Genomic DNA, 6218 nt, shown 5'->3' on the forward strand with positions numbered 1-6218 from the left:
TTATATAACAGAATCTTTAGAAAGTTCCAGCTTTTTCAATTTTTTTTGGAAAAGAACTTTTCGACAAAACGAGACCTCATTTGCTGAGGTCTCGTTTTGTTATAGACGTAAAAATTCTGGTTGTGTTGTACCAGCGCTATCAATGTAATAAATGGTATCAGGATTGATTTTTATTAACACGTAATTTGGATCTTCAGGACCAAGTAACCAACGTTTTAAACTATTGGTCCAAAATTTATTTTTTAACGTACTGTCTTCTTCAATAGAAGCAATACCTTCTATTTCAAGATATTCTTCTTCCCATTTCTTTCCCTGATGACCAAGTAAAACATGAACATTTACATTTTGTTCGATATCTAATATTTTTTTTGATTGCCGATCTGTTGCAGCGTACAATACGAAATCTTCATGAAAAAACATCATAAAGCAGCTATACGGTTTGTTGTCACGAATGGTTGCTAGGACACCGATTTGTTGATTTTGAATAATCTTTGCGATTTTTTCTTTTATATGCATTTGTTTCTGCTCCTTTCGAGTATCTCGTACTTAACATTCATATTTTTCTGAAGCGGAATTTCCTGTAAGAGTTCAATTGTTTATGCTCGCTCTTATTATTTTCTTCAATGCATCTTTTAAAACGTAATTATAATAAAAATTGGGCAAGTTAGAAGAATAATAATGGTAATATAAAGAGTGATTGAGAAAGAAATGGAAGGATGAAAAGGATGTTTAATAAGATTTTTTTATTTGTTGCGGTAATCGGTGTGCCTCTTTCTGTTCTTGGTAACGTAATGCATTGGCCGCAAACAATCATGTTTGCTGTATATTGCATCACAATTATTGCACTGGCCGGTTTTATGGGAAGAGCAACGGAAAGTTTGGCAGTTGTGTCAGGACCTCGTATAGGCGGCTTGTTAAATGCAACATTTGGTAACGCAGTTGAGCTTATTATTTCTATTTTTGCATTGCAAGCTGGGTTAACAGAAGTCGTACTCGCTTCGCTAACAGGTTCTGTTCTTGGGAACTTATTGTTAGTGGGTGGACTTTCCTTTTTTGTAGGTGGTCTAAAGTATAAACGTCAAACCTTTAATGTATATGATGCGAGGCATAATTCATCTTTATTAATTTTTGCAGTCGTTGTTGCTTTTGTGATTCCCGAAATATTTTCAATGAAAATGAACGTAGAGAAAACGTTCCAACTTAGTATCGGCATTGCTATTATTATGATTGTTTTATATTTAGCTGCACTGTTTTTTAAACTTGTTACGCACCGCGGCGTATATCAGCATAAAGAAGAAGTAGTCGAGCATGATGAAGAGCCAGAATGGTCAAAAGGAAAAGCGTTGCTTATTTTAGCGATTGCAACAGTAGCAGTTGCCTATGTATCAGAGGCACTTGTACATACAATTGAAACAGTTGCTAAGACATTTGGCTGGAGTGAATTATTTATCGGGATTATCATTGTGGCGATTGTCGGAAATGCAGCAGAGCATGCATCGGCTATAGTTATGGCTTATAAAAATAAAGTTAATATTGCTGTTGAAATTGCAGTTGGTTCAACATTACAAATTGCCATGTTTGTTGCGCCTGTACTTGTCATTATTTCTATGTTCTTTGCGGTAAATATGCCCCTTGTATTCACGATTCCAGAATTGGTAGCAATGATTACGGCTGTATTTTTGACAATTGCCATATCAAATGATGGCGATACAAACTGGTTTGAAGGTTTAACATTACTTGCCGCATATCTCATTATGGGAATCGGTTTTTATTTATTATAAAAAGTTTGGATAACAATAGAGAGCAGGGAAAAGAATATAACCGTATAGTCCCATTAGGAAGGAGCTTTACGGATGAAACGAGTGTGCAATATTTATATCACCATTATGTTCTCGTTTATCTTTTTATTTCCTTGCAGTAGTTTTGCGAAGACAGAATTGAATGTGAAAGTTCCATCATCTGTTTTAAATGTTTCAAAAGAAAATACGTATCCAAATCCAACAGAGGACCTGCCGCGCTTACAACCGAGTGAACTAGCAAAAACGTTGCTTGAGACATCGCCGATAAAGATTGAAAATCCGGATTTAATTCGAATGTTTAATGAAACATCTATTTCAAATGCACCACTTGCAGTTGGATATCGCGCGAAAATTTATTTAGGACAATGGCCTTTAAATTATGAATCGATTGAAACAACAATGAACTGGGAATACAGGCAAGTCAATCGGAATGTTCATGATAATCGCGGTGGACAGGGATTTTATCCACTTCGCTATAAACAAGAAGCACAAAAGCTAGTAGAAGGTGGGCTTACTTCTTACATTAAGGATGCAGAAGATGTGAAGAAGATGATGCTGTTAAAAGCGATGGAAAAAGTACGTTTACCTCTTTCGTTTAAAACAATTATTGGTTATGGAACTCAGCACGAACGAGTATATAATATTAGTCCGAAACAACTTGGATATTTATATGCGTATACGCCAGCAGTTAACGAAAAAGGAAAAGTAACATTTGGCGAAGTATATCTTGTCTTAAAAGGGAATCAGCGAAAATTGATGATTAAAAATATCACATCACAAGGAATTGGAGCATCCATACCAATTCAAGATCATCTTTCCTTTAAGTTTATTTCGTCTCCTGATCCAAGGTAAAGGTTCATACAAAAAACGTCAGCATGATAGTACGCTGACGTTTTTTCTTATAACGTGATGTTTGCTTGTTTCGTTAAGAAATTTTCTGTTGGATAATAACTATTTTTTACAAGAATGTTTGGTCCAAGGCATTTAACAGCTGGACAATGACAGCTTAATTCTTTTGCTGTTTGTGAGGAACTCCACTTGTCATAAGCTTCTTGCAGTGTATTTGTTTGAACATTTCCGAGCATTGGAACGTCACCGAAATCTGTAACGATAATACTGCCGTCAAAAATATTTACATTTAAACGAGAACGACCGTCTGGGTCATTACGTACTGTGACGTTTTTACTTGTATGCAGCTTCTTGAATATTTCTAAATCACGTTCGTCGCTGCTACATGCATAGAATGGCAATGTTCCAAATAGCATCCATACATTTTCATCGCGAATATCGAGAAGGCGTGAAATGGCACTCAAAATTTCATCTTTCGTTAAAATTTCAAGATTGCTAGCAAAATCACTTGGATACATTGGATGTACTTCGTGACGTTTACAGCCCATCTCTTCCACAATTTGACGGTGAATATGTTCAATATGCGGAAGTGTACGTTTATTGAGCATTGTTTCAGCAGAAACAAGAACACCTGCTTCTGATAAGGCTTTACTATTTGAAATCATCCGTTCAAATAATTTGGCACGTTGTTCATATGACGGTTTGCGCTCCATCATCGCAAATCCGCCCTGGACGAAATCATCAATCGTTCCCCAGTTATGAGAAATATGTAAAACATCGAGATAAGGAATAATTTGTTCATAACGGGCTAAATCTATAGTTAGGTTAGAGTTAATCTGGGTGCGAACGCCTCGTTCGTGAGCATATTTTAAGAGTGGTGTTACATAATTATCAACAGACTTTTTGGAAAGCATCGGCTCGCCGCCTGTAATACTTAAAGAACGTAGATGTGGAACTTCATCTAATCGTTGTAATAATAAATCAAGCGGAAGTGGGTTTGGATCTTTTGGCTGTAATGTGTAACCAACAGCACAATGTTCACAGCGCATATTGCATAATGTTGTCGTTGTAAATTCAACGTTTGTTAATAATAATTTGCCATACTCTTCAAGGTCCATATAAGCTTCCCATGGATCATAAGAAGGAGTAATCGGCTTCATTTTTTGTGATGTATTCATTTATGAAATACTCCTTTGACTATTGAAATAACAAATTGTCCATTATCTATGATAGAAGAAGATTGCTTTTTAATAAAGTGAAAAAATCAAAATGGATGTATATATATAAATGCAAATTGAAAAACTTACATAAAAACCCTTTTCTTTTTAGGTGGGCAAGAGCGTCTGGCCATGCGTAGAAGCAGTCAGTTCCTTTTTCTGCCACGTGCAAAGTTTGAAACCATTTTATACAAATTGATGGAAAAATTCATGACCGTAATAATCACTTTTGCTGTATAATAAAAGAAAGATTCAACAAGTACACAAATGAGTATGCTAGATAGGAAATTAGGATAACTCGAATAAAAAGGAGAGAGCACCTATGGGAAATGCTACTTACGATAAGGATTCACAATTAGTATATTTGAAAGAACGTTTAAATATGTTTATAGAGGTTATTGATACAATTGAACCAGAAGACGTGGAACTAGAAGATGTGGATCGCCTTCTTGAAATGTTAGATGATATTGAGTTTAAGTGCGAGCAATTTAAAAAGAGTGAGTAAAGGATCAGCGAACTGCTGATTCTTTTTTGTTAGAAGCAATGCAAAAAAAGAGGTATAATCATATTGTGAAATTTTGAAATGCGTTTTGGTAGCGTTCACAATTGAGGGGGAAGTAATTATGAAAAAGCTTCAAGAAAGCATGTATAAACTAATTGTTGAGACGTCAACAAATTTACCGAAAGATGTTCGACGTGTGATTCAACAAGCGAAAGAACGAGAAAGTGCAGGGACTCGTTCCGCGATGGCTCTTGGTACAATTACAAATAACATTAAAATGGCTGATGACAATATTTCACCAATTTGCCAAGATACAGGGATGCCAACTTTTAAAGTGTACACACCAGTTGGTGTAAACCAATTACACATTAAAGAAGCAATTTACAAAGCGATTGAACAAGCGACGAAAGACGGAAAGCTTCGTCCGAACTCTGTTGATTCTCTGTTTGGTGATAACAGTGGAAATAACTTAGGACCAGGAACACCTGTCATTAAGTTTGAACAATGGGAAAAAGATTATATCGATGCACGTCTTATTTTAAAAGGCGGTGGCTGTGAAAATAAAAATATTCAGTACAGCTTACCTTGTGAAATTGAAGGACTAGGACGAGCTGGTCGCGATTTAGAAGGAATTCGTAAATGTCTTCTTCATGCGGTATATCAAGCACAAGGACAAGGATGTAGTGCTGGTGTAATTGGCGTTGGTATCGGAGGAGATCGCACGTCAGGTTATGAACTTGCGAAAAACCAATTGTTCCGTGCGTTAGATGATGAAAATTCAATTCCAGAATTGAAGCAGCTTGAAGATTATATTATGGAAAATGCGAATAAGCTTGGTATTGGAACGATGGGATTTGGCGGCGAAACATCATTACTTGGCTGTAAAATCGGTGTATACAACCGTCTGCCAGCTAGCTTCTATGTTTCTGTTGCGTATAACTGCTGGGCATATCGCCGCCTAGGTGTAACGATTCACCCAGAATCAGGTGAAATTCTTGAGTGGTTATACCAAGAAGGTGAAGATACGTTAAAACACGAGGAAGCAAACGAAGAGGCAAATACGCAACGTGAAATCGTCTTACAGGCGCCAATTACAGAGGAACAAATTCGCGAACTTCGCGTTGGTGACGTTGTAACGATTAACGGTATGATGTACACAGGCCGCGATGCAATTCATAAACATTTAATGGATAACGACTGCCCAGTTGATTTAAATGGACAAGTTATTTATCACTGCGGACCAGTTGTTGTAAAAGATGAAAACGACAATTGGAAAATTAAAGCGGCAGGACCGACAACAAGTATTCGTGAAGAACCGTACCAAGGCGATATTATGAAGAAATTCGGTATTCGCGCTGTTATCGGTAAAGGCGGCATGGGTGCGAAAACATTGGCGGCATTAAATGAACATGGCGGCGTATACTTAAATGCAATTGGCGGTGCAGCGCAGTACTACGCAGAGTGCATTAAAGAAGTAAAGGACGTTGATTTCTTACAATTTGGTATTCCAGAAGCGATGTGGCATTTACGTATCGAAGGATTTAAAGCGGTTGTAACGATGGATTCTCACGGTAATAGCTTACATGCTGATGTAGATAAATCATCTTTAGAGAAGTTAGCATCGTTTAAAGAACCAGTTTTTAAATAAGAAGGAGGAGCTGACATTTGTCAGCTCTTTTTTTGTGCGTTTGGTGTGTCGAATGGTGCCGAGGGATCTTTATTCTATGTCGAAGCGCCGATAAATTTTAAAAAGCGGTCGATATATTGGTTCTGTCAAGAAGTCTGTGTAAATTAATGAGACTTAGTACTTAGGTCTATCCAGTATTTAGTTATATGTTTTTTTCTCTTAGG

General features: G+C 36.8%; 6 protein-coding genes. 4 read left to right on the top strand and 2 right to left on the bottom strand.

The genetic code is table 11. The annotated features are described in order from the left end of the window. Nucleotides 1-99: 99 nt before the first annotated feature. A complete protein-coding gene (locus tag Q9306_RS21840) occupies nt 100-516 on the bottom strand; it encodes a pyridoxamine 5'-phosphate oxidase family protein (protein ID WP_306202318.1) in 417 nt (138 codons plus the stop codon). A 209-nt stretch (nt 517-725) separates the two neighbouring features. On the opposite strand from Q9306_RS21840, the gene cax reads away from it, so the two are divergent. Both cax and Q9306_RS21850 read left to right on the top strand, forming a co-directional pair. Continuing rightward, nucleotides 726-1781: a calcium/proton exchanger gene (cax, locus tag Q9306_RS21845; protein WP_306202320.1), complete on the top strand. Its 1056-nt coding sequence runs from the start codon at nt 726-728 to the stop codon at nt 1779-1781. Nucleotides 1782-1853: 72 nt separating this feature from the next. Next, nucleotides 1854-2651, top strand: coding sequence for a YfkD famly protein (locus Q9306_RS21850; RefSeq protein WP_306202322.1), 798 nt, complete (start codon nt 1854-1856; stop codon nt 2649-2651). Nucleotides 2652-2698: 47 nt separating this feature from the next. Here Q9306_RS21850 and yfkAB read toward each other — a convergent pair whose 3' ends face one another. Next, nucleotides 2699-3826 (bottom strand): radical SAM/CxCxxxxC motif protein YfkAB, encoded by a 1128-nt coding sequence (gene yfkAB / locus Q9306_RS21855; protein ID WP_306202324.1) that lies wholly within the window; start codon nt 3824-3826, stop codon nt 2699-2701. Nucleotides 3827-4187: 361 nt separating this feature from the next. On the opposite strand from yfkAB, the gene Q9306_RS21860 reads away from it, so the two are divergent. Together Q9306_RS21860 and Q9306_RS21865 are read left to right on the top strand one after the other, a co-directional pair. After that, the gene (locus tag Q9306_RS21860) at nt 4188-4370 is read left to right on the top strand and encodes an SE1561 family protein (protein WP_020061169.1); all 183 of its coding nucleotides are present in this window, start codon (nt 4188-4190) and stop codon (nt 4368-4370) included. 118 nt (nt 4371-4488) lie between these two features. Beyond that, on the top strand, nt 4489-6015 hold the full coding sequence (locus tag Q9306_RS21865; protein WP_306202328.1) for a fumarate hydratase: 1527 nt from the start codon (nt 4489-4491) through the stop codon (nt 6013-6015). Nucleotides 6016-6218 lie beyond the last annotated feature (203 nt).

Source organism: Bacillus multifaciens, assembly GCF_030756675.1.
In the GTDB taxonomy this organism is placed as follows: Bacteria; Bacillota; Bacilli; order Bacillales; family Bacillaceae_G; genus Bacillus_A; species Bacillus_A multifaciens.